18 protein-coding genes and 2 pseudogenes are annotated in these 22,274 nt (G+C 70.5%); 13 read left to right on the forward strand and 7 right to left on the reverse strand.

The features are described from left to right. The first annotated feature begins 12 nt into the window (after positions 1-12). From dprE2 to AC5Y4S_RS20740, 4 genes are read left to right on the forward strand one after another with little or no spacing between them, the layout of a single operon-like run. On the forward strand, positions 13-762 hold the full coding sequence (gene dprE2 / locus AC5Y4S_RS20725; RefSeq protein WP_500034484.1) for a decaprenylphospho-beta-D-erythro-pentofuranosid-2-ulose 2-reductase: 750 nt from the start codon (positions 13-15) through the stop codon (positions 760-762). Further along, positions 759-1,925: a precorrin-6y C5,15-methyltransferase (decarboxylating) subunit CbiE gene (cbiE, locus tag AC5Y4S_RS20730; RefSeq protein ID WP_500034485.1), complete on the forward strand. Its 1,167-nt coding sequence runs from the start codon at positions 759-761 to the stop codon at positions 1,923-1,925. Before dprE2 ends, cbiE begins: the two co-directional genes overlap by 4 nt. Beyond that, complete coding sequence (gene cobM, locus AC5Y4S_RS20735; RefSeq protein WP_500034647.1) at positions 1,922-2,674, forward strand: precorrin-4 C(11)-methyltransferase; 753 nt, start codon at positions 1,922-1,924, stop codon at positions 2,672-2,674. The genes cbiE and cobM overlap by 4 nt, the downstream gene beginning before the upstream one ends. Then, positions 2,674-3,399 carry a cobalt-precorrin-6A reductase gene (locus AC5Y4S_RS20740; protein WP_500034486.1) on the forward strand — a complete coding sequence of 242 codons (726 nt, stop codon included), beginning with the start codon at positions 2,674-2,676 and terminating at the stop codon, positions 3,397-3,399. Before cobM ends, AC5Y4S_RS20740 begins: the two co-directional genes overlap by 1 nt. On the opposite strand, the gene sigC is transcribed toward AC5Y4S_RS20740, so the two are convergent. Continuing rightward, positions 3,396-3,950, reverse strand: a complete 555-nt coding sequence (gene sigC, locus AC5Y4S_RS20745) for an RNA polymerase sigma factor SigC (protein ID WP_500034648.1) — start codon at positions 3,948-3,950, stop codon at positions 3,396-3,398. The two genes, AC5Y4S_RS20740 and sigC, sit on opposite strands and share 4 nt — an antisense overlap. Before the next feature lie 168 nt (positions 3,951-4,118). Then, a pseudogene (locus AC5Y4S_RS20750) lies at positions 4,119-4,751 on the reverse strand (DUF2275 domain-containing protein); the annotation flags it as partial. A 138-nt stretch (positions 4,752-4,889) separates the two neighbouring features. Between AC5Y4S_RS20750 and AC5Y4S_RS20755 the strand changes: the two are divergent. Both AC5Y4S_RS20755 and AC5Y4S_RS20760 read left to right on the forward strand, forming a co-directional pair. After that, positions 4,890-6,443: a PPE family protein gene (locus AC5Y4S_RS20755; protein ID WP_500034487.1), complete on the forward strand. Its 1,554-nt coding sequence runs from the start codon at positions 4,890-4,892 to the stop codon at positions 6,441-6,443. A 173-nt stretch (positions 6,444-6,616) separates the two neighbouring features. Further along, the gene (locus AC5Y4S_RS20760) at positions 6,617-7,243 is read left to right on the forward strand and encodes a flavodoxin family protein (RefSeq protein ID WP_500034488.1); all 627 of its coding nucleotides are present in this window, start codon (positions 6,617-6,619) and stop codon (positions 7,241-7,243) included. A 4-nt stretch (positions 7,244-7,247) separates the two neighbouring features. Here the strand turns inward: AC5Y4S_RS20760 and AC5Y4S_RS20765 are convergent, their stop codons facing one another. From AC5Y4S_RS20765 to cobG, 3 genes are read right to left on the reverse strand one after another with little or no spacing between them, the layout of a single operon-like run. Continuing rightward, a complete protein-coding gene (locus AC5Y4S_RS20765; RefSeq protein WP_500034489.1) occupies positions 7,248-8,720 on the reverse strand; it encodes a precorrin-2 C(20)-methyltransferase in 1,473 nt (490 codons plus the stop codon). Continuing rightward, a complete protein-coding gene (locus AC5Y4S_RS20770; protein ID WP_500034490.1) occupies positions 8,717-9,343 on the reverse strand; it encodes a precorrin-8X methylmutase in 627 nt (208 codons plus the stop codon). Before AC5Y4S_RS20770 ends, AC5Y4S_RS20765 begins: the two co-directional genes overlap by 4 nt. Positions 9,344-9,347: 4 nt before the next feature. Further along, positions 9,348-10,457: a precorrin-3B synthase gene (cobG, locus tag AC5Y4S_RS20775; protein WP_500034491.1), complete on the reverse strand. Its 1,110-nt coding sequence runs from the start codon at positions 10,455-10,457 to the stop codon at positions 9,348-9,350. A 71-nt stretch (positions 10,458-10,528) separates the two neighbouring features. Between cobG and AC5Y4S_RS20780 the strand changes: the two genes are divergently transcribed. From AC5Y4S_RS20780 to AC5Y4S_RS20795, 4 genes are all read left to right on the forward strand, one after another. Further along, positions 10,529-11,200 (forward strand): alpha/beta hydrolase, encoded by a 672-nt coding sequence (locus tag AC5Y4S_RS20780; RefSeq protein WP_500034492.1) that lies wholly within the window; start codon positions 10,529-10,531, stop codon positions 11,198-11,200. Positions 11,201-11,203: 3 nt separating this feature from the next. After that, complete coding sequence (gene cobN / locus AC5Y4S_RS20785) at positions 11,204-14,779, forward strand: cobaltochelatase subunit CobN (protein WP_500034493.1); 3,576 nt, start codon at positions 11,204-11,206, stop codon at positions 14,777-14,779. A gap of 108 nt (positions 14,780-14,887) precedes the next feature. Further along, positions 14,888-15,283 (forward strand): PPOX class F420-dependent oxidoreductase, encoded by a 396-nt coding sequence (locus tag AC5Y4S_RS20790; RefSeq protein ID WP_500034494.1) that lies wholly within the window; start codon positions 14,888-14,890, stop codon positions 15,281-15,283. 5 nt (positions 15,284-15,288) lie between these two features. Further along, complete coding sequence (locus AC5Y4S_RS20795) at positions 15,289-16,143, forward strand: type 1 glutamine amidotransferase domain-containing protein (RefSeq protein WP_500034495.1); 855 nt, start codon at positions 15,289-15,291, stop codon at positions 16,141-16,143. 11 nt (positions 16,144-16,154) lie between these two features. On the opposite strand, the gene AC5Y4S_RS20800 is transcribed toward AC5Y4S_RS20795, so the two are convergent. Then, positions 16,155-16,853, reverse strand: coding sequence for a dienelactone hydrolase family protein (locus AC5Y4S_RS20800; RefSeq protein WP_500034496.1), 699 nt, complete (start codon positions 16,851-16,853; stop codon positions 16,155-16,157). Between the two features lie 73 nt (positions 16,854-16,926). Between AC5Y4S_RS20800 and AC5Y4S_RS20805 the strand changes: the two genes are divergently transcribed. From AC5Y4S_RS20805 to lnt, 3 genes and pseudogenes are all read left to right on the forward strand, one after another. Next, positions 16,927-17,448 (forward strand): FxsA family protein, encoded by a 522-nt coding sequence (locus AC5Y4S_RS20805; RefSeq protein WP_500034497.1) that lies wholly within the window; start codon positions 16,927-16,929, stop codon positions 17,446-17,448. Positions 17,449-17,610: 162 nt separating this feature from the next. After that, entirely contained in the window at positions 17,611-19,143 is a 1,533-nt protein-coding gene (locus AC5Y4S_RS20810) for an amidohydrolase (RefSeq protein ID WP_500034649.1), read from the forward strand. Further along, a pseudogene (gene lnt, locus AC5Y4S_RS20815) lies at positions 19,136-21,918 on the forward strand (apolipoprotein N-acyltransferase). Before AC5Y4S_RS20810 ends, lnt begins: the two are co-directional and overlap by 8 nt. On the opposite strand, the gene rbpA reads toward lnt, so the two are convergent. Continuing rightward, a complete protein-coding gene (rbpA, locus tag AC5Y4S_RS20820; protein ID WP_067015244.1) occupies positions 21,915-22,250 on the reverse strand; it encodes an RNA polymerase-binding protein RbpA in 336 nt (111 codons plus the stop codon). The pseudogene lnt and the gene rbpA overlap by 4 nt on opposite strands. Positions 22,251-22,274: the final 24 nt, after the last annotated feature.

The raw sequence follows: 22,274 nt of genomic DNA on the forward strand, positions 1-22,274 counted from the left end.
ATAATCGCAGCCGTGGACGACACGGGCGCAGGTCCGGTACTAATCCTGGGCGGCCGCAGCGAGATCGGCATCGAGCTGGCGCGGCGGCTGGCGCCCGGGGCGACGGTGGTGCTTGCCGCCCGCAGGTCCGATCAGCTCGACGACCAGATCGCCACCCTCAAAGCCGCCGGCGCCACAGCGGTGCACACCACAGAATTCGACGCCGACGATCTGGCGTCGCACGGACCGCTCGTCGCCTCGATCGTCGCCGACCATGGGCCCATCGGCACCGCGGTCCTGGCCTTCGGGATCCTCGGCGACCAATCACGCGCCGAGACCGACGCCGCCCACGCGGTCGCCATCGTCCACACCGACTACGTCGCCGAAGTCAGCATGCTCACCCACCTTGCCGCGGCCATGCGCGCGGCAGGCCGCGGCTCGCTGGTGGTGTTCTCCTCGGTCGCCGGAATACGGGTGCGCCGCGCGAACTACGTCTACGGCTCGGCGAAGGCGGGCCTGGACGGATTCGCGAGCGGCCTGGCCGACGCGCTGCACGGGACCGGCGTGCGGTTGCTCATCGCGCGCCCGGGCTTCGTCATCGGACGTATGACCGAGGGCATGAGGCCCGCGCCGCTGTCGAGCACCCCGGAGCAAGTGGCCGCCGCAACGGCACGGGCCCTAGTCAAGGGCCGACGCACCGTGTGGATCCCGTGGTCGCTGCGGCCGATGTTCTTCGTGATGCGGCTGCTGCCGCAGTTCATCTGGCGCAGGATGCCCCGATGATCATCGTTGTCGGTATCGGCGCCGACGGCATGGCTGGGCTCGCGGAATCGTCGCGCTCCGAATTGCACAGGGCCACAGTAATTTACGGATCCCGACGACAGCTCGACCTGCTCGACGGCACAGTGACCGCGCCCCGCCGGGAGTGGCCGTCACCGATGCTGCCCGCGCTGCAAGCGCTACCCGTAGACGACGAAATCCACATCGTCGCCAGTGGAGACCCGCTCCTGCACGGCATCGGCGGTACCCTGATCCGGTTGTACGGTCCCCAGAAAGTCAGGGTGCTGCCGCACGTGTCCTCGGTGACGTTGGCGTGCGCGCGGATGGGCTGGAACGTCCACGACACCGAGGTCATCAGCCTCGTCACTGCGCCGGCGCACACCGCCGTGCGCCGCGGCGGCCGGGCGATCGTGCTGTCGAAAAGCGCGGCCACACCGAAGGAATTGGCTGCACTGCTGGCCGCGCACGGGCGCGGCGGCTCCGAGTTCACGGTTCTCGAAAACCTCGGCGCCCCAACCGAGCGCCGCCGTGACGGCACCGCCCGCCAATGGGCCGACGACCCACCGCAACACGTCGACGACCTCAACCTGGTCGCCGTCCGCTACCTGCCCGACGAACGCATGTCGCCGTATCCCGATGACGCGTTCGTCCACGACGGCCAGATCACCAAACTTGGGGTCCGGGCGGCGACCCTGGCCGCGCTGGCGCCGCGGCCGGGGGAGCGGCTGTGGGACATCGGCGCGGGTTCGGGCAGCATCAGCGTCGAGTGGTGCCTAAGCTGGCGGGGCTGCAGCGCGGTGGCGTTCGAGCGCGACGAACGGCGCCGCCGCAACATCGAAGCCAACGCCGCGTCCTTTGGCGTCGGCATCGACGTCCTCGGCGAGGCGCCGGAGGGGTTCGATGGCGCCGAAGCGCCCGCGGCCATCTTCGTCGGCGGCGGCCTGACCCAGCCCGGCCTGCTCGACGCGTGCCTGGACCACCTGCCCCGAGACGGACGGCTGGTGGCCAACGCGGTCACAGCTGAATCAGAATCACTTCTCGCACAGTCACATTCGCGCTATGGCGGCCAATTGCGACGCTTTCAGCACTACCAGGGCGAGCCGCTGGGTGGCTTCACCGGTTGGCGCCCTCAATATCCGGTCACCCAATGGGCGGTGACCAAGTGACGGTGTATTTCATCGGCGCGGGACCCGGCGCCGCCGACCTCATCACGGTCCGCGGCCAGCGGCTCCTCGAAAGCTGCCCAACGTGCCTGTATGCCGGCTCTATCATGCCCGAAGACCTGCTGACGCTCTGCCCCGAAGACGCGAAAATCATTGACACCGGACCGCTTACGCTCGAACAGATTGTCACCGAAATGGCCGACGCCGATGCGGCGGGCCATGACGTGGCGCGGCTACACTCCGGTGATCCGTCGTTGTACAGTGCGCTGGCCGAGCAGTGCCGGCGACTCGACGCGCTGGGCATCGACTACGAAATCGTCCCGGGGGTACCGGCTTTCGCCGCTGCCGCAGCCGCGTTGAAGCGTGAGCTCACGGTCCCCGGGGTGGCCCAGACGGTGACGCTGACCCGGGTGGCCACCCTATCGACACCCATGCCGCCGGGCGAGGAGCTGAGCACGCTGGCCCTATCCGGGGGCACCTTGGTGCTGCACCTGGCCGCTGCCCAGATTGACGCCATCGTCCCGCAATTGCTCAAGAGCTATCGCGCCGAAACCCCCGTCGCCGTGGTGGCTTTCGCGAGCTGGCCACAGCAGACCGTGCTGCGCGGTACGCTGGCCGACATCGCCGGCCAGATGCACGACGCCAACATCACCAAGACCGCCGTGATCATCGTCGGCGATGTCCTGGCCGCCGAGGGGTTTACCGATAGCTACCTGTATTCCACCGAGCGGATCCGGGGGAGCCGGCACTGATGCGCGTCCTGCTGCTCGGCGGCACATCGGAGGCCCGCGCACTGGCGAAAACCCTGCACCCGCAGGTCGACATCATCAGCTCGCTGGCCGGGCGCGTCCCCGATCCCGCCCTCCCGGTTGGTCCGGTTCGCATCGGGGGCTTCGGCGGCGTCGACGGACTAAAACGCTGGTTGCAAGAGGAACACATCGGCGCCGTCGTCGACGCCACCCATCCGTTCGCCGCGACCATGACCGCGCACGCCGCCGAAGCATGCGCCGCACTGCGGATACCGCACTTGGTGCTGGCGCGCCCCGCGTGGACGCCCGGCGACGCTATCGTCGTCCCTTCAGACGTGGAAGCGGCGAAAACCGTTGCCAAGCAGGGCTACTCACGCGTTTTCCTCACCACCGGGCGTTCGGGTGTCAACGCCTTCGCCGACAGCGACGCGTGGTTTCTGATCCGCGCGGTCACCACGCCGGACCCCGCGTCGCTGCCGCGTCAGCACCAGCTGCTGTTGTCGCGCGGCCCGTATCACTACGACGACGAATTGACGCTGCTGCGCGAACACCGCATCGACGCGCTGGTCACCAAGAACAGCGGCGGCGACATGACCCGCGGCAAGTTGGACGCGGCCGCCGCGCTGGACATTCCGGTGGTGATGGTCGCGAGACCGAGACTTCCGGCCGGAGTCGCAGCTGTTGGCACCCCCGAAGAGGCCGCCGAATGGGTTGCGGCGCTTGACTAGCCGGTCAGGTCCTCGCGTTCCGCGTCAGCCAGCAGCGCATCGCGGGCCCGGGCAACGCGAGATCGAATGGTGCCGACCGGGCACCCGCAGACCGCCGCGGCGTCGGCGTAGGGCAGCCCGAGCAGCTGCGTGAGCAACAGCGCCTCCCGCTGCTCCGTGGTGAGCTTGGCAATCATCGTGGTCACCTCGACCAGGTCTTCGAACCCTCGGGCATGGCGGTCGCCGCTGATGAAGTGATTGGGATCCGCGCCGGAGGCGGTACGCGGCCGCGATTGAGCGTGGCGGATGTGATCGGCCACGACACGGCGCGCGATGGCCAGCAGCCAGGTTCGGGCACTGGATCGTCCGGAGAACCGCTCGATCGCGCCGATCGCTCGTAGGAAGGTCTCCTGCGTCAGGTCGTCCGCGGTATTCGCGTCGGAAAGATAGGCGACGAAACGCCAAACGTCTTGCTGGGTCGCTTTGATGAAAGCCTCGAGCGCTCGCTCGTTCCCGCGTGCGGCCGCCAACGCGAGGTCGGTGACGGCCTCGTCGTCGCTTGACGCGGTCATAGCCAACCACCTTAGTTGGACGGGTGCGATCGGTCTACGACGGGTCGTCGTAGAGACCGAGCGGTTGATCGGCCAGAGATGCCGATGCCGCCGACCGCCGGGCGCGTCCGACGGCCACTCGGGGTAGTCGCCGTCCTTGCCGGAGGTGCCCCGCCCCCGGGTCCGCACATGTTCGCGCGCCACCAGGAACGCGAACGCCAGCCCCAACAGCAGGGGCATGTGGCTCGCGATGCGTGTCGCGGTCACCTCGCCGGCGAAGGCGTCGACGACGACGTAGCTCAACAGCGCGACGGAATACACACCGGTAATCGCGGCCACCCCAATCGCGGTGGCGGGCCAAACGCCCGCTGCAATCATGGCCAGACCCAACGCCAGCAACCACGCGGTGGACTCGTGCATCAGGTGCTCGCCGGACATCGCGCCGTGCATGTGGCTCGACACCATGCCGAAATCGATGCCACTGATCTGGGCGGCCGCGATCGCCACCTGGAACAGGCCGACACCGATCAGCCCCCAACGCCGGTAGCGCGACCGCAACCAGCGCACCGAGCGGTGATAGGCGGGCGACTGCTGATCGAGTTTCGCCATGATCTTGTCGACCAGGTCCGGTCCTTCGCCCGGTTCAATGGAGGACAGCCGGCGCGTCTGCACCGCCGCGCCGATCAGCCAGGTGCGGCAACCCCGACACGATTCCAGGTGGGCATCGACCTGTTGCGCGAGCACCTGCGGACGCTCGCCGTCAAGTCGCGCAGAAAGCGCCTCACGCGCAACGTCACACCGCATCCCTGCATCGTTGCGCATGCTCGGTCACCGCGCAAAGGCGTCGAACTGCGGCCGACGGGAACCAAACCGTCCGGCAAACCGACCACTGAAGGCAAGCCCGTCCGTGACAACGCCCAGCGAAGAGGTATTCGTGTTCCTGCCCGAAGGCCCCCGAAGATGACCGCCCCGATCTGGATCGCCTTTCCGCCCGAGGTGCACTCCACATTGCTCAGCAGCGGCTCGGGTTCCGGGCCGCTGCTCGCTGCTGCGCAGGCGTGGTCGGCGATGGGCGCCGAATATGCCGCCGCGGCAGACGAACTCATCGGGGTGCTGGGCGCCGTCCAGGGCGCATGGGATGGTCCCAGCGCCGAACGGTACGTGGCCGCCCACGCGCCGTATCTGAGCTGGTTACTCGAGACCGCCTCCCGCAGCGCGGTCGCCGCGTCGTCGCACCGAACGGCGGCGGCCGCCTACGCCACCGCACTGGCCACCATGCCGACGCTCGCCGAACTCGCCGCAAACCACGCCACGCACGCGGCGCTCGTGGCAACCAATTTTTTCGGCATCAACACCATCCCCATCGCGGTCAACGAAGCCGATTACGTCCGCATGTGGCTGCAGGCCGCCGAGACCATGACCGCGTATCAAGCCGTCTCCGAGTCGGCCCTGGCGGCGGTCCCGACGGCCACGCCGGCGCCGCAGATCGTCGTGACGGGCGGGGAGACAAGCGCAGCGGCGGCGGCCGGCACCGCCCCATCGTGGCAGGATCAGCTCGCCGCGCTCATCCAGCAGTACACCAAGAATTTCGCGTGGCCGGTGTCCAAGGATCTCAACCCCGCGGGCTGGCCCATTCCCGCCGTCCCATTCGCCAACGGGCTCAGCTCGGCGCTGATGCAGATCCCCGGAATGTCCCCGGCCCTCGCCAGCGCCCTCGCGTGGGCCACCTTCCACACGTTGATGATCTTCTGGCCCTTCGGGCAGCAGGCGATCCAGCTAGCCATTTCGCTCGCCCCCGCGCTGGTCGCGATTCCGGCCGCCGGTGCCGCGGGGGTGGCGGCGGGGGCCGCGGCCGCGACCGGCATCGCGGTCCCGGTGTCGGTGGCCACCGCGGTGCCGGCCGCCGTGGCAGCGCCGGCGCCGGTAGGCGCGATGCCCGCCCCCGCGCCCGCCGCCGGCCCGGCCAGCGTGAGCAGCGCCGCCACCGTGCCCGGGCACGCGGCGCCGAGCCCAAGCTCCGCCATCGGCGGGGGACCGGCCGGTGGCGGGCCGGGGGTGGGGTTCGGTCCGTCGGCGACGACGGGCATCGGCGCAAGCCTGTCCGACGTCCTCTACGCCGTCGGCCTTTCCGGGTTGTCGGCACGCGGCAGCGCCACCAGCCGCACTCGTCGTAAAGCCGAGGAACCCGCACCCGACGACGTCGAGGCGCCGGGCGTGGTCGCGGCGGCCGACGCGAAACGGGCCCGTGCTCGCCGGCGCCGCGGCGCAAGATCCGCTGACCGCGCGTACCGCTACGAATTCATGGACGCAGAGCAGGACGCGGACCGCGGCTTTGGCGAGGCGGACGCCCACCCCACCCGCGCCTCGGAACAGGGCGCACAACGGGTTGGATTCGCGGGGGCCGCAGCCAAATCCAGCGCGCCCCGGCCCGGCGGGTTGGCGACGATTGCCGGTCCAGGGGACGACGACGGCCCGGCATTGCCGATGCTGCCCCGCAGCTGGGGCGTCCACTAGCCCGATATGTCTGACTGACCGCAATCGCCTTCGGCTGGCGTCACATGGCTAGCCGGGAAATGCACTGTGCAGGTCTGTATTTGCGGTCCGCGGAGCGCGGTTCGGCGGTTGGCCGACGTATGGACCCAGTCCTGGATCGTTTGCCGCCGCGACACGCGGGTACTTGGGCCACCATGACTACGGCAACACAGCAACGGCTGCGCGCCGTTGCGTTGATCTGCACGTTGAAGAAGAGTCCCGCAACCTCGAGTAGCGAGCTAATGGCCGACCAGGTGCTCGAGCAGCTGCGCAAAGCCGGCGCCGAAGGCGAGAAGGTCCGCTGCGTCGACTTGAACCTCTTGCCGGGAACGGAATCCGACATGGGGCCGGGTGACGAGTGGCCGCAGCTGCTCGAAAAGGTCCAAGCCTCGGACATCGTCGTGCTCTCCACGCCGACGTGGGTGGGTCACATGTCCAGCGTCGCCCAGCGGGTCCTGGAGCGACTGGATGCCGAGATCTCCGAAAAGGACGACGCCGGCCGGCCCAGGATGGTTGGCAAGGTCGCACTGGCCGCGGTCGTGGGCAACGAGGACGGCGCTCACAAGATCGTCGCTGACCTATTCCAAGCCCTCAACGACATCGGATTCTCGATTCCGGCGCAGGGCTGCACGTACTGGAACGGCGAGGCAATGCAGGGCGGGGATTTCAGCGACCTCGACGACGTGCCGCAAGCCGTCGCGACGACCACCGAATCCGCGGCCCGCAATGCGGTGCACCTGGCCGGTGCGCTGCGGCGCAGCCCCTATCCGCCGTACGAGTGAGCGGTCACCCCGGATACCGCCGAGGCGTGAACACTCGGTCGCCGAAATCGTCTGAGTGCCACTGTGTTTGCGACGAGCCGACGATCAGCAGGCAGCGCATGTCGACGTCGGCGGGATCGAGATCGGCCAGTCGCACCACGCGGACGTCTTCGTCGGGCCCGGACACGTTACGGCCGATAACCACCGGCGTGCCGGGTTCGCGGTGGGCCATCAGCACGTCGCGCATCGCGCCGACCTGCCAGGTCCGCGCCTTGGATGCCGGGTTGTAAATGGCCAGCACCAGATCGGCGGCCGCGGCGGCGGCCAGTCGCTCGGAAATCACGGCCCACGGTTTGAGCCGGTCCGACAACGAGATCACGGCGTAGTCATGACCCAACGGAGCGCCGACCCGGCTGGCGACGGCCTGCGCTGCCGTCATCGCCGGGATGACCCGGATCCGCACTCCCGGCCACTGTTTGGCTTCCTCCAGCACCGCGGTCGCCATCGCGAACACGCCCGGGTCGCCCGACGACACCACGGCGACGGCGTGGCCTTGTTCGGCCAGCGCGCAGGCCAGCCGAGCCCGCGCCGGTTCGTCGGTGTTGTCGCTGGGATGGCGCCGCTGGCCGTCGCGGACCGGCACGCGGTCCAGGTAGCCGGCATAGCCGATCAGGTCGGTCGCGGCGGCCAGTTCCCGGCGGCTCTGCGGCGTCATCCAGTCGAGGTCACCGGGCCCCAGGCCCACGACCGCGACTGTGCCCGAAAGCGTTTCGCGCCGGCGGCCGCCGGGGAGCATGGCCAACGAAAAGTAGGGCACGCCGGCCTCGTCGACCTCCGCGGCGGGCAGTATCCGCTGTCCCGACGTGCTGGCCCGCTCGACGTAGAACGCGTCGTCAAGCTGTCCGGACGCCGAAAGCGCTTCCCGCACAGCGTGATACGAACGACCCAGCTTGAGCACCACCGCGGCGTCGGCGTCGGCAAGGCGCCGGGTCAGCTCGGCCACCGGCAGGGTGCCGGGAAGCACCGACAGCACCTCGTCGCCGGCCACCAGCGGGGTCGCGATGGCCGCCGAGGCGGCGCTCACCGACGTCACACCCGGCACGATGACGGCGTCGAACCGCTGCGTCAGCCGGGTGTGCAAATGCATGTACGAGCTGTAGAACAGCGGGTCGCCCTCGGCGAGCAGCGCCACGTCGCGACCGGCGTCCAGGTGCGCGGCGATGCGCCGGGTCGAGTCAGCATAGAAGTCTTCGATCGCACCGGCGTAGCCGCCCGGATGGTCGGTCGCCTCGGTGGTCACCGGGTAGATCAGGTGCTCCTCGATCTGCCCGGGCCGCAGATACGGCTCGGCGATTCCGCGGGCGATGCTGCGGCCGTGCCGGGCGCTGTGGTAGGCCACGACGTCGGCCTCGCCGATCACCCGGGCGGCCTTCACCGTCACCAACTCCGGATCGCCGGGCCCCAACCCGACTCCCCATAGGGTGCCGCGGGCGCTCATTCGATGTCGCTCGCGATCGCGTTGACGGCGGCCGCGGCCATCGCGCTGCCCCCGCGACGTCCCCGCACCACCAGATACGACATGCCCCGCGGCCGCTCGATGAGCTCCTGCTTGGACTGCGCGGAACCGACGAATCCGACCGGTCCGCCGAGCACCGCAGCCGGCGGGGAGGCGCCCTCGTCGATCAGCTCCAGCAGCCGGAACAGCGCGGTGGGGGCGTTACCGATCGCGAGCACCGCGCCGGCCAGCCGCCCCGCCCACAGCTCCACGGCGGCCGCCGAACGGGTGGTCTGCCGGCGCGCGGCTAGCTCGGGGGCGCGCGGATCGGCCACCAGCGACACGACCTCGTTGCCCGCGGGCAGCCGCGCGGTGGTGATCCCGGCGGCCACCATCGACGAATCGCACAACACCGGCGCGCCGCCGCGCAGCGCTTCACCCGCCCGCGCGACCACGTCGTCGGTGTAGGCGACGTGGTCGGCGACATCGATCTGGCCGCAGGTGTGAATCAACCGGACCACCACCCGCGCGACGTCGTCCGGAAATCTCGTCAGGTCGGCTTCGGCGCGGATGGCCGCGAACGACTGGCGATAGATCTCCGCCGCGTCGCGGATGTAGTCGAGCACCCGCTCACCTTAAGGGCTGGTCGCGCAGCAGCCGATAGCCCTGTCCGCTCGCGACCAGAACCTGCCCGGCGGGCGGGCTGCCGCACGCGCGCTCGCAGCCCACGAAGTGGCGGTGAACCGGGGAATCCGGTTCCAGCGACATCGTGGCGTCGGCCCGCACGTCGGCCGCCGCGTGCTGGCAGCCGGGGCTGCCGGTGCAGGCGCTGACCGTCAGCCAGGGGGAGTGCTCGTCGAAAACCAGGCCCAGCGGCGCCAGCACGCGCAGCGCGACGTCGGCCACCTCCTCTTTGAGATCGCACACCAGCACCGATCGCCACGGCGTGACCACCAGCGGCGCCTCGATGGCGGCCAGGTACTCCGCGACCCGGGCGGGCAGCACGCCCAGCGGCACCGCGGCGCCCAGCGCCACCCGGCCATCATCCTGGCCGATCCAGCCCACCTGGGGTTTGGTGACGGCCGGAAACGCCGCACCGAGTTCGGCGCCGGGCCATAGCGCCGCAGCGTCAGCCAATTCGCCTACGCGCCAAGCCTTCCCGCGTACCTCGATGAACCGCAGCGCGAGCGCGACCAGCGACTGCGCCACGTCGGCCACGGCCAGCCGGACGCCGGTGTCCCGCCCGGCCAACACAAGCGCGACGCCGTCGTCCAGGGCATGCACGCCGACGTCGGCGCCCAGCCCGGACACGTCGGCGCGGCCGTCATCGACGCTGAACCAGAACCGGCCGCCCAAGTCCGCGAGCCTGGGCTCGGCGCAAATCGCCGCGTCCAGCTCGCTCACCCACCCACTGACGTCGGCGAGCCCGCCCACCCGGCCGGTCAGCGGCGACGCGACGATGTTGCGCGCCCGCTCATGCGTCGGCGACGGCAGCAACCCGGCCTGCGCGAGCGCCTCGGCGACGGCCGCCACGTCGGTGACCGCGCGCAGCTGCACATTGCCCCTTGCGGTCAGCTCGAGCGTTCCCGAACCATGCTGACTGGAAAGGCCCGCCAGCGTCGCCAGCTGGGCGGCGCTGATCCGGCCGCCGGGCAAGCGCACCCGCACCAGCGGGCCGTCGGCCGCCTGATGCACCTGCAGCGCACCCGGGCAGGCGTCGGTGTCGCGCGCTCGGACCATCCGCCCACGGTACGACTCCAAGCCTCCGTTGCGCAGGTTCGGCGCGGGCTGGTGTGGGCACTCTGTTGCCCGTGAGGACGGTGGAGTACGCCCCGGGACGTTTCGCCGACGTCTACGGCGATTCGGCGCAACCCGCGATCCTGCTGTGGCACGGCATGCAGACCGACGCCCGCGCCGCCGTCGGGCCGCTTGCCGGCCTGCTCGCCGAACGCGGCGCCGCGGTGGTGGCGCCGGATTGGAACTCCCACGCCGACGACGGCGGCCGCGCGGACCTGTTGCGGTCGCTCGAGTTCGCCCGCGACCGCGCCGACGGCCCGCTGGTCCTGGTCGGGTGGTCGTTGGGGGGTTGCGCCGCCGCCGGCCTGACGCTCGACGCGGCGCGCTTCGACGTCGCCCTCGCCCATACGGTCTGCCTGGCCGGGGCCTTCATGGCTCCAGACCCGATCTCCGGCCGCCCACCGACGGACATGCTGTCGCCCGACCGCGCCCCCTCGCCGTTCACGCTGCTGCACGGGCTCGCCGACGACGCGGTGCCGGTGGCGGCGAGCAGGGCGTTCGCCGCCGACCTGCAGCAGGCCGGTTGGCCGGTGGAGCTGGTGGAGCTGGCGGCCGATCACGGCTCGATCGCCGGCGCCGACTACGACTCCGTCGCGGATCGTTACGTTCCCGCGACGGGCGGACGGGCGCTCGAGGTGGCCGACGAGGTCGCCGCGCGCATCGCGGCGACGCTGCGGTACGAATGACGGGTGGCTGAGCCGAGGATCCTGCTGCTGTCGACGTCCGACACGGACCTGATCAGCGCCCGGTCCAGCGGCAAGAATTATCGGTGGGCCAACCCGTCGCGGCTCTTGGACACAGAACTGCCGGACCTGCTGGCCGACGCCGACATCGTGGTGGTCCGCATCCTCGGCGGCTACCGCGCCTGGCAGGACGGCATCGACGCGGTGATCGCCAGCGGCGTCCCGACGGTACTCGTCAGCGGCGAGCAGGCCGCCGACGCCGAGCTGACCGGACTGTCCACGCTGGCGGCCGGCATCGCGGTGCAGGCGCACATCTATTTGGCCCACGGCGGCGTGGAGAACCTGCGCCAGTTGCACGCCTTCCTCTCCGACACGGTGCTGATGACCGGCTTCGGATTCACCCCGCCGGTGGTGACGCCGACCTGGGGAGAGCTGCCGCGCCCGGACGCCGCCAACGGCGACGGCCCCACCATCGCGGTGCTCTACTACCGCGCGCAGCAGCTGGCCGGCAACACCGCCTACATCGAATCCCTATGCCGGGCCATCGAAGACGCCGGCGGCCGAGCGCTGCCCGTCTACTGCGCCTCGCTGCGCACCGCCGAACCCGAACTGCTGCAACGGCTGGGCGACGCCGACGCAATGGTGGTCACCGTGCTGGCGGCCGGCGGACTGAGGCCCGCCGAAGCGGCGGCTGGTGGTTCCGATGACAGCTGGAACGTAGAACACCTTGCCGCGCTGGATATCCCGATCCTGCAGGGCTTGTGCCTGACCAGCCCCCGCGACCAATGGCGCGACAACGACGACGGCCTCAGCCCGCTCGACGTCGCCAGCCAGGTCGCGGTGCCCGAGTTCGACGGGCGCATCATCACCGTCCCCTTTTCGTTCAAGGAGATCGACGACGACGGGCTGATCTCATACGTCGCCGATCCGGAACGCTGCGCGCGCGTCGCGGGCCTGGCCATCCGGCACGCGCGGCTGCGGCACGTCCCGGCGGCGGAAAAGCGTGTGGCCCTGGTATTTTCGGCCTATCCGACCAAGCACGCCCGCATCGGCAACGCGGTCGGGCTCGACACCCCGGCCAGCGCGGTCGCGCTGCTGCGCGCGATGCGCGAACGCGGGTATCAGGTGGGCGAGCTGCCCGGCGTCGAGGCCAACGACGGCGACGCCCTGATCCACGCGCTGATCGAACGCGGGGGACAGGACCCCGACTGGCTCACCGAAGGGCAGCTCGCCGGCAACCCGATTCGGGTGTCCGCCAAGGACTATCGCGCGTGGTTCGCGACGCTGCCCGCCGAGCTCGCCGACGCCGTGGTCGAACACTGGGGCCCACCGCCCGGCGACCTCTTCGTCGACCGCACAGCAGACCCCGACGGCGAGATCGTCATCGCCGCCATCCAAGCGGACAACCTCGTCCTGATGGTGCAGCCGCCCCGCGGATTCGGGGAAAACCCGGTCGCCATCTACCACGACCCGGACCTGCCGCCGAGCCACCACTACCTGGCCGCGTATCGCTGGCTGGACACCGGGTTCCACGCCGACGCGATAGTCCACCTGGGCAAGCACGGCAACCTGGAGTGGCTGCCGGGCAAGACCCTCGGCATGTCGGCGGCCTGCGGATCCGATGCCGCACTGGGCAACCTGCCGCTGATCTACCCGTTCCTCGTCAATGACCCCGGCGAGGGCACCCAGGCCAAACGGCGGGCGCACGCCGTGCTCGTCGACCATCTCATCCCGCCGATGGCGCGCGCCGAAACCTATGGCGACATAGCGCGTTTGGAGCAGCTGCTCGACGAGCACGCCAACGTCGCGGCCCTGGATCCCGGCAAGCTGCCCGCCATCCGCCAGCAGATCTGGACGCTGATCCGGGCCGCCAAGATGGACCATGATCTGGGATTGACCGAGCGACCGGAAGAGGACTCGTTCGATGAGATGATCCTGCACATCGACGGCTGGCTGTGCGAGATCAAGGACGTCCAGATCCGCGACGGGCTGCACATCCTCGGCCAAAAGCCCACGGGGGAGGCCGAACTCGACCTGGTGCTGGCCATCCTGCGGGCGCGCCAGCTGTTCGGTGGCGAGCATGCCATTCCCGGCTTGCGGCAAGCACTCGGCCTCGCCGAGGACGGCACGGACGAGCGCGTCACGGTCGACCAAACCGAGGCCGCGGCGCGCGAATTGGTCGCGGCGCTGCAGGCCAGCGGCTGGGATCCCGGCGCCGCCGAGCGCCTGACCGACGACGCCGACGTCGCGGCGGTGCTACGGTTCGCGGCCACCGAGGTGGTGCCCCGGCTGGCCGGCACGTCATCCGAAATCGACCAGGTGCTCAGGGCGTTGGACGGCCGGTTCATTCCCTCCGGCCCGTCGGGGTCGCCGCTGCGCGGCCTGGTCAACGTGCTGCCGACCGGTCGCAACTTCTACTCGGTCGACCCGAAAGCGGTGCCGTCCCGGCTGGCGTGGGAGGCCGGTGTGGCGCTGGCGGATTCGCTGCTGGCCCGGTACCGGACCGACCACGGGCAATGGCCGCAGTCGGTCGGCCTGTCGGTGTGGGGCACGTCGGCGATGCGCACCGCCGGCGACGACATCGCCGAAGTCCTTGCGCTGCTCGGTGTTCGACCGGTCTGGGATGACGCCTCGCGGCGGGTCGTGGGCCTGACCCCCATTCCGCTGGCCGAACTGGGCCGCCCCCGCATCGACGTGACCGTGCGGATTTCGGGCTTCTTCCGGGACGCCTTCCCGCACGTCGTGACCATGCTCGACGACGCGGTGCAATTGGTCGCCGATCTCGACGAGGCCGCCGCGGACAACTACGTGCGCGCCCACGCCCAGGCCGACCTCGCCCAGCACGGTGACCAACGCCGTTCCACCACACGGATATTCGGATCCAAGCCGGGAACCTACGGCGCCGGGCTGCTGCAGCTGATCGACAGCTGCAACTGGCGCGACGACGCCGACCTCGCGCAGGTGTACACCGCGTGGGGCGGGTTCGCCTACGGGCGCGGCCTGGACGGTCGCCCGGCAACCGACGACATGAACCGCCAGTACCGGCGCATCGCGGTGGCCGCCAAGAACACCGACACCCGCGAGCACGACATCGCCGACTCCGACGACTACTTCCAGTACCACGGCGGCATGGTCGCGACGGTGCGCGCGCTGACCGGGCAGGCGCCCGCCGCCTACATCGGCGACAACACCCGCCCCGACGCGATCCGCACCCGGACCCTGTCGGAGGAGACCACCCGGGTCTTCCGTGCCCGGGTGGTCAACCCGCGCTGGATAGCGGCGATGCGCCGGCACGGGTACAAGGGCGCGTTCGAGATGGCGGCGACGGTGGACTACCTGTTCGGCTATGACGCCACCGCGGGCGTCATGGCCGACTGGATGTACGAGCAACTGACCGAGCGCTACGTGCTGGACCCCGAAAACCGCAAGTTCATGGCCGAATCCAACCCGTGGGCGCTGCACGGCATGGCCGAGCGGCTGCTCGAGGCCGCCGGCCGCGGCATGTGGGCGGCACCGCAGCCGGAAACCCTCGACGGGCTGCGCCAGGCGCTGCTGGAAACCGAGGGCGACCTGGAGGGCTGATCCTCCAGCGGTGTTCGCCGGGCCCTGCCCGGCCACCAGACGCGGAATCGCACAAAAAGCGCTGTTCGCGTACGACTCTGCGTCTGCTCGCGGGGTAAGTTGACACCCGTGACGCCCACTTTCGCCGATCTCGCCAAGGCGCAATACCTCCTGCTGACCACCTTCACCAAGGACGGCCGGCCCAAGCCGGTGCCAGTCTGGGCCGCTTTGGACGAGCAGCGCGGCGACCGGCTGCTGGTCATCACCCAGGAAAAGTCGTGGAAGGTCAAGCGGATCCGCAACACCCCGCGGGTCACGCTGGCCACCTGCACCATGCAGGGCCGGCCGACCAGCGAGGCGGTCGAGGGCACCGCGGCGATCCTCGACAAGTCGCAGACCGCCGCCGTCTACGACGCCATCGGCAAGCGGTACGGCATCGTCGGCAAGGTCTTCAACTTCTTCAGCAAGCTGCGCGGCGGCATGGACAACAACGTCGGCCTCGAGCTGAAAGTGGCGCCAGCTTAAGGCAAATGGGGACCGTCCTCATCCCGATCCCGGACCGCGACTTCGACCCCACCGAGGTCGCGGTCAGCTGGCGGGTCCTCACCGACAACGGACACCGGGTGGTGTTCGCCACCGAAAGCGGCGCGCCCGGCGTCGCCGACGACATCATGGTCACCGGCCGCGGGTTGGACATCTGGTCGGCGCTGCCGGTGCTGGGCAGCCTCCCGGTCGTCGGGCTGATGCTGCGGGCCAACAAAGACGGCCGCGAGGCGTACCGGGACATGCTGCGCTCGTCGGAATTCCAGCGCCCGGTCACCTGGTCACAAGCCGGCCTCGACGGCATCGACGCGCTGCTGCTGCCCGGCGGCCATCGCGCCCGGGGCATGCGCAGTTACATCGACAGCAACATCCTGCAGCGGCTCGTCGTGGACGCCTTCGCGCGAGGGCTGATCGTCGCCGCGATTTGTCACGGCGTGCTGCTCGCCGCCCGCAGCATCGATCCCGCCACGGGGCGCTCGGTGCTCTACGGACGCAAGACCACCGCGCTGACGTGGGCGATGGAAGGCCTGGCCTGGCGGCTCACGCGGCTGACTCGATGGCGGGATCGCCACTACTACCGAACCTACACCGAGGAGCCCGGTCAGCCCGTCGGGTACATGTCGGTGCAGTCGGAAGTCACTCGCGCGCTTAAGGATCCGTCGGACTTCCAAGACGTCGGCAGCGGAACGCCGCACCGGTGGCTGAAGTCATCGGGCGTGGTGCGTGACACCGCCACCGATTCGCGGCCCGCCTTCGTCGTCGACGACGGCCGCTACGTATCGGCGCGCTGGCCCGGCGACACGCACACGTTCGCGACCGTGCTGTCGCAGAAGCTGAAGTGACCCAACGTGTTTCAGCCCGCCTTCAGGTGCTCGCCGAAGAAGGCGAAGACGCGGCTCCACGCGTCGTCGGTGGCGGCCTGGTCGTAACCGAAACCCGCGATGCGAAGCAGCGGCTGGGCGGGCAGCGTGTTCGCGAAGCTGTGCCCGACGCCGGGATAGTCCTTGATATCGGTAGTTATCTGCTTCGCGGCGGTCACCTCGCGAAACTTGTCCGCGGCGCCCCTGCCCAGCGGGTCGCGGCTGCCGAAGCTCGCCACGATCGGGCACGCCCCCTCCAGGGTCTTGTCGAGGTCGCGGCGCAGGGGAGTGCCGTAGAACGGCGCGGAGGCGTCGAAACCCTTGGGCGACATGACGATCGCGAATTGCCCGCCCATGCAGAAGCCCGCGATGCCGACGGGCCCTGAGCACTCGGGCATTGCCTTGAGATGATCGCGGGCCGCCAGGATGTCGTCGACGGCTCGACCCCGCTTCGTCTGCAGGTCCCGCATGACCCTGGTGATGCAGCGGACGCGGCCGCCCCGCGAGTACAGGTTCGGCGTCAGGGCCAGGTAGCCGGCCTGGGCGATGCGCTCGTTGGTCGCCTGCTTGTCCCGGCCGTAGCCGAAGGCGTCGTGGATCACCACCACCCCTGGCCATGGGCCATCGCCCGGGGGAAGGTTCAACAGCGCATCAATCGATCCGTCCGGGGTGTCGATCTGAATCGTTCCCATAGCGTCATCTAACTGCAGCCGTGTCGGGCGCCACCAGGGGAACTCCCCGGTGGGCCGCGGACGTTGGCCTCACATGATGTCGCGGCTGTTTCTGATCTACGCCGTCGTCGAGCTCGCGACGGTCATCGCGCTGGTCTCGTCGGTCGGGTGGGGCTGGACGCTGCTCGCGCTGCTGGCCACCTTCATGCTCGGGTGGGTCGTGCTGGCCCCGATGGCGGGATCACAGCTCATCCGACAAATCGGGCAATTGCGATCCGGGCTGACCGAGCCGCGCACCGCGGCGAGCGACGGGGCGCTGGTCACGCTGGCCATCGCCTTGGTCCTGGTCCCCGGCCTGGTCACTACTGCCGTCGGGCTGCTGTTGCTGGTGCCGCCGATACGGAAGGTCGCCGGGCCGGGACTGACCGCGCTGGGCATGCGCGGCCTGCGGCGGCGGGCGCCGCTGATCACCGACGCGACGCTGTTCGGAACCGACGCCCGCGATACCCAGCGCGACTACATCGACGGCGAGGTCGTTGACGTGCGGGACTTCCGCGCGCCGGCCCTGCCCAGTGAGACGCGCGGCGGATATCCCGGAAACCCCGCGTGGGACTAATTTGCCCGGCTCCTCAGCCCGCCGCTGCGCGGCGCGCATCGTCGCCGCGCTGGGATTGATTGCCCTCGGCACAGCCACACGTAGTTTTGGCCTGTGACCGACGACATCACGCTGCTGGTCAACGGGAGGGTCCACAGCCCGACCCACCCGGACGCCACCGCCATGGCGGTCCGCGGCGACGTCATCGCCTGGCTGGGCAGCGACGACGTCGGCCGCAGCCAGTTCCCGGGCGCCGACATCGCGGACCTGGACGGCGGCTTCGTGGCGCCGGCGTTCGTGGACAGCCATATCCACCTCACCGCGACCGGCCTGACGCTCAGCGGCCTGAACCTGCAACCCGCCGAGTCGCGCGACCAGTGCCTGCAGATGGTCGCCGACTACGCGGCCGCCCACCCGGGCCGGCCGGTGTGGGGCCATGGCTGGGACGAATCGTCGTGGCCGGAGAACGCGCCGCCGAGCACCGCCGATCTGGACGCCGTCCTCGGTGACCGGCCCGCCTACCTGACCCGCATTGACGTCCACTCCGCGCTGGCCTCCACCGCGCTGCGGCGTCACGTCGCGGATCTCCCCGCGGCGACCGGCTTCGACCCGGAGCGCCCGCTGGTAGGTGACGCGCACCACCTGGTCCGCGCCGTTGCCCGCGACCTGCTGACGCCCCAGCAGCTGACCGAGGCCCGCACGGAAGCGCTGCGGGCCGTCGCCGCGGCCGGCATCGTCGCGGTGCACGAATGCGCGGGTCCCCAGATCGGCGGCCTCGACGACTGGCTGGGCATGCGTGACCTCGACGGCGGCGTCGAGATCGTCGGCTACTGGGGCCAGGCGGTGACCACGGCCGCCGAGGCGCGGGCGCTGCGGGACGAGACCGGCGCCCGCGGGCTGGCCGGTGACCTGTTCGTCGACGGCGCACTGGGGTCGCGCACCGCCTGGTTGCACGAGCCCTACACCGACGCCCCGGACCGCCACGGCACCTGCTACCTGGACCCCGACGCCATCGAGGCCCATCTGCGGGCGTGCACCGAGGCGGGGGTGACGGCCGGTTTCCACGTCATCGGCGATGCCGCCGTCTCGGCGGCGGTCGCGGCGTTGGAACGGGTCGTCGCCGACCTCGGGGTGGCCGCCGTCGCCCGCTGCGGGCACCGCCTCGAACACCTGGAGATGATCACCGCCGAGCAGGCCGCCAAACTCGGCGCGTGGGGCGTCATCGCCAGCGTGCAGCCCAATTTCGACGCGCTGTGGGGTGGCGCCGACGGCATGTACGCCCGGCGGCTGGGCGCCGAACGAGGCAGCCGGCTCAACCCCCTTGCGCTGTTAGCATCCCAAGGCGTGCCCCTCGCGCTCGGTTCCGACGCCCCCGTCACGGGCATCGACCCGTGGGCGAGCGTGCGGGCGGCGGTCAATCACCGCACCCCGGGCAGCGCGGTGTCGGCGCGGGCCGCGTTCGCGGCCGCCACCCGCGGCGGCTGGCGGGCGAGCGGCACGCGCGACGGCCTGGCGGGAACGCTCGTGCCCGGTGCGCCCGCGTCCTACGCCGTGTGGGACGCCGGGGCCCTCGACGTCCACGCACCCCGCGACGCCGTCCAGCGCTGGTCTACCGATCCCCGCTCCCGGGTGCCGGCGTTGCCGCGCCTGGGCCCCACCGACGCGCTGCCGCGTTGCCGCCGGACGGTGCATCGAGGCGCTGTCATCCATGGCTAGGGAGTGGTTCGGCGGCTACCAGCCTCCCGACCAGGACCCGATCAGCGACGAGGCCGAATCGGAGCGGGATGAAGACGCCGCCGAGATCGAACCGGCCACGACCGACGAACCCGAACCCGAACCCGAATCGCCCGACGCTGCGGGCACGGCCACCCGAAAGGGGAGGGCGGCGTGGCTTGGCGCGGCGGTGATCGCAAAGCTCCCCGGCGTGTGGGCCGCGCTGCGACCCCGCCTGCCGCGGCTGGCGCTCGCCCTCGCGGGTGGCTTGCTGCTGTTCGCCAGCTTCCCCGCCGTGAACTGGTGGTGGGCGGCCGTCGTCGCCGCCGCGCTGCTGGCCTGGGTGCTGCGGCACCCGGCCACGACGCCGGCGGGCGGTTTGGGGTATGGGTTCCTGTTCGGGCTGGCCTTCTATGTGCCGCTGTTGCCGTGGATCAGCACGTTGGTGGGCGCCGTGCCGTGGCTGGTGCTGGCCGCCGTCTGCGCGCTGTTTCCCGCACTGTTCGGCCTGTGCGCCGTCATCGTGCGACGACTGCCGGGCTGGCCGATCTGGTTCGCGCTGGTGTGGGCGGCCCAGGAGTGGCTGAAGTCGATCTTCCCGTTCGGCGGCTTTCCCTGGGGCGTGGTCGCGTTCGGCCAAGCGCAGGGCCCGTTGCTGCCGCTGGTCCAGCTCGGCGGGGTCGCGCTGCTGTCCTTGGCGGTCGTGCTGGTGGGATTCAGCGCGACCGCGATCGCGCTGGAGATCGTCAAGTGGTGGAAAACCGGCCACCCGGACGGCGCAGCAGCCGCGAAAGAGCCCGCGCCGCCGCCTGCCGTCGTGCTGCCGGGCGTCTGCATCTGCCTGGTGTTGTTCGCCGCCGTCATCATCTGGCCGCAGGTGCGGCACGCCGGCGCTGGCGCGGGCGGCGAACCCTCGGTCACGGTCGCCGTGGTGCAGGGCAACGTGCCCCGGCTGGGTTTGGACTTCAACGCGCAACGCCGAGCGGTGCTGGACAACCACGTGCGCGAGACCCAGCAGCTGGCCGAGGATGTGCGCGCCGGCCTGGCCCCGCAACCGCAGTTCGTCATCTGGCCGGAGGATTCCTCGGACATCGACCCGCTGGCCAACCCCGACGCCGCCGAGCAAGTCGCGCGGGCCGTCGCGGCGATCGGCGCGCCGATACTGGTCGGCACCGTGCTCGACGTGCCCGGCCGCCCGCCGGACAACGCGCAGTACACCAACACGGTGATCGTGTGGAACCCGGTCAGCGGGCCGGCCGACCGCCACGACAAGGAAATCGTGCAGCCGTTCGGGGAGTACCTGCCGATGCCGTGGCTGTTCAAGCACCTCTCCGGCTATGCCGACCGGGCCGGTCACATGGTGCCCGGCCGAAGCAGCGGCGTGGTGCACATCGCCGGGGTGCCGGTCGGGGTGTCCACGTGCTGGGAAGTCATCTTTGACCGGGCCCCGCGCAAGGCCGTGCTGAACGGTGCCCAACTGCTGGCGGTCCCGGCCAACAACGCGACCTTCAACAAGACGATGAGCGAACAGCAGCTGGCGTTCGCCAAGGTCCGGGCGGTGGAGCACGACCGCTACGTCGTGGTCGCCGGGACCACCGGGATCAGCGCGGTGATCGCCCCGGACGGCGCCGAGCTGGTCCGCACCGACTTCTTCGAGCCTGCCTACCTGGACATACAGGTGCGCCTGAAGACAAAGCTGACGCCGGCGACCCGGTGGGGCCCGATAGTGCAGTGGGTTTTGGTCGTAGCGGCCGGAGCGGTCATTCTGGTCGGGATACGGCACAATGGATGGTTCGCGCGTCCGATTCGTCGGAGGTCCAGGCCTCGCGGTGAATCGGAAGACGCCGGTACGCCCCCGGGCGGACCCCCGCCCGACGAGGGCGACGCGGAGAGAGCGCAAGGCACTGCGCCGGACGCGGGCGATGACGACAATCCGCCCGAGGATGGCGGCCTACCTGATTTCGGGCGAGACAGAGGAGCTACATGACCACCGGCCAGCCGGCGCCCCGGGTCCCGGGCAACCGTCCCAGCGAGCGCGTCCTGGTGATCATCCCGACGTTCAACGAACGGGAGAACCTCCCGGTGATCCAGCGGCGGTTGAAGGCGGCGTGCCCGAACGTGCACCTGCTGATCGTCGACGACAACAGCCCCGACGGCACCGGCCAGCTTGCCGACGACCTCGCGGCGGCCGACCCCGACCGCGTCCACGTCATGCACCGCACCGCCAAGGACGGCCTGGGCGCGGCCTACCTGGCGGGTTTCGCCTGGGGTCTGAGCCGGGACTACGCGGTGCTCGTCGAGATGGACGCCGACGGCAGCCACGCGCCCGAACAGCTGCACCTGCTGCTGGACGCGGTCGACGCCGGCGCCGATCTGGCGATCGGCTCACGCTACGTCGAGGGCGGAGCGGTGCGGAACTGGCCGTGGCGGCGCTGGGCGCTGTCCTGGACGGCGAACACCTACGCGCGGGTCGCCCTCGGCATCGGCGTGCATGACATCACCGCCGGCTACCGCGCCTACCGCCGCGAAGTCCTCGAAACGATCGGCCTGGACGGCGTGGACTCCAAGGGCTACTGCTTCCAGATCGACTTGACCTGGCGCACGGTCTGCAACGGGTTCGTCATCGCCGAGGTGCCGATCACCTTCACCGAGCGCGAACTCGGCGTTTCCAAGATGAGCGGATCGAACATCCGCGAGGCGCTGGTCAAGGTCACCCGGTGGGGCATCGAGGGGCGAACCACCCATCCCCGCGCGATCCGCGCCGACAACCGCGGTTAGCCGCGGCGGCGCGACCGGATCAGCTCGAGGCGCTCCTTGAGCAGCTCTTCCAGCTCTTCGACCGAGCGGCGCTCCAGCAGCATGTCCCAGTGCGTGCGCGGCGGCTTGACCTTCTTCGGCTCGGGCAGGTCGCCCTCGATGAGGGTGCCTTCCATGCCGTTGCGGCACAGCCAGGTGCCGGGGATGTCGGCGTCGTCGGCGAAGGGAACCTCGAACTCCTCGCCGTTCTCGGTGCGGTACCGCGCGATCTGGCGCGGCGCGAGGTCGTGGTTGCGGTCGGTCTCGTAGCTCACGGCTCCAAGGCGACTGCCTCTCAGGACGCGATCGGCCATGGCTGCTACTCCTTTAGATCCTGT

Source organism: Mycobacterium sp. NGS64, from assembly GCF_059812245.1.

Bases quoted from the DNA above. Each gene is read 5' to 3' on its own strand.
- cbiE (WP_500034485.1), top strand. From the start codon at position 759: ATGATCATCGTTGTCGGTATCGGCGCCGACGGCATGGCTGGGCTCGCG.
- AC5Y4S_RS20740 (WP_500034486.1), top strand. From the start codon at position 2,674: ATGCGCGTCCTGCTGCTCGGCGGCACATCGGAGGCCCGCGCACTGGCG.
- sigC (WP_500034648.1), bottom strand. From the start codon at position 3,950: ATGACCGCGTCAAGCGACGACGAGGCCGTCACCGACCTCGCGTTGGCG.
- AC5Y4S_RS20755 (WP_500034487.1), top strand. From the start codon at position 4,890: ATGACCGCCCCGATCTGGATCGCCTTTCCGCCCGAGGTGCACTCCACA.
- AC5Y4S_RS20760 (WP_500034488.1), top strand. From the start codon at position 6,617: ATGACTACGGCAACACAGCAACGGCTGCGCGCCGTTGCGTTGATCTGC.
- AC5Y4S_RS20765 (WP_500034489.1), bottom strand. From the start codon at position 8,720: ATGAGCGCCCGCGGCACCCTATGGGGAGTCGGGTTGGGGCCCGGCGAT.
- cobG (WP_500034491.1), bottom strand. From the start codon at position 10,457: ATGGTCCGAGCGCGCGACACCGACGCCTGCCCGGGTGCGCTGCAGGTG.
- AC5Y4S_RS20795 (WP_500034495.1), top strand. From the start codon at position 15,289: ATGGGGACCGTCCTCATCCCGATCCCGGACCGCGACTTCGACCCCACC.
- AC5Y4S_RS20800 (WP_500034496.1), bottom strand. From the start codon at position 16,853: ATGGGAACGATTCAGATCGACACCCCGGACGGATCGATTGATGCGCTG.
- AC5Y4S_RS20805 (WP_500034497.1), top strand. From the start codon at position 16,927: ATGATGTCGCGGCTGTTTCTGATCTACGCCGTCGTCGAGCTCGCGACG.
- AC5Y4S_RS20810 (WP_500034649.1), top strand. From the start codon at position 17,611: ATGGCGGTCCGCGGCGACGTCATCGCCTGGCTGGGCAGCGACGACGTC.
- rbpA (WP_067015244.1), bottom strand. From the start codon at position 22,250: ATGGCCGATCGCGTCCTGAGAGGCAGTCGCCTTGGAGCCGTGAGCTAC.